At 44.6% G+C, this 204-nt stretch carries 1 pseudogene; it reads right to left on the bottom strand.

The features are described 5' to 3' along the window. Positions 1 to 204, bottom strand: a pseudogene (locus TW81_RS18620) (IS4 family transposase); the annotation flags it as partial.

Genomic DNA, 204 nt, shown 5'->3' with positions numbered 1-204 from the left:
CAGCAACCCTAAGGAGTAGTAGCCTTTATCGAACAGGGTTAATGAATGGTCGGGGGTGGTTTCAATCAGATCCTCTGCAAGCACCATTTCATTTGTGCGATAGCCTGAGAATGCACTGTTAATGAGTTGATGGCTGGTGAGTTCCATATGGCAGACCATACGAATTTGAGGGTAAGTATTCTCACGATGCTGATTACTTTGTGT

The sequence above is a fragment of the Vibrio galatheae genome (genome assembly GCF_000967545.1).
GTDB classification, from domain to species: domain Bacteria; phylum Pseudomonadota; class Gammaproteobacteria; order Enterobacterales; family Vibrionaceae; genus Vibrio; species Vibrio galatheae.
This window is presented reverse-complemented; position numbering and strand designations above follow the sequence as displayed.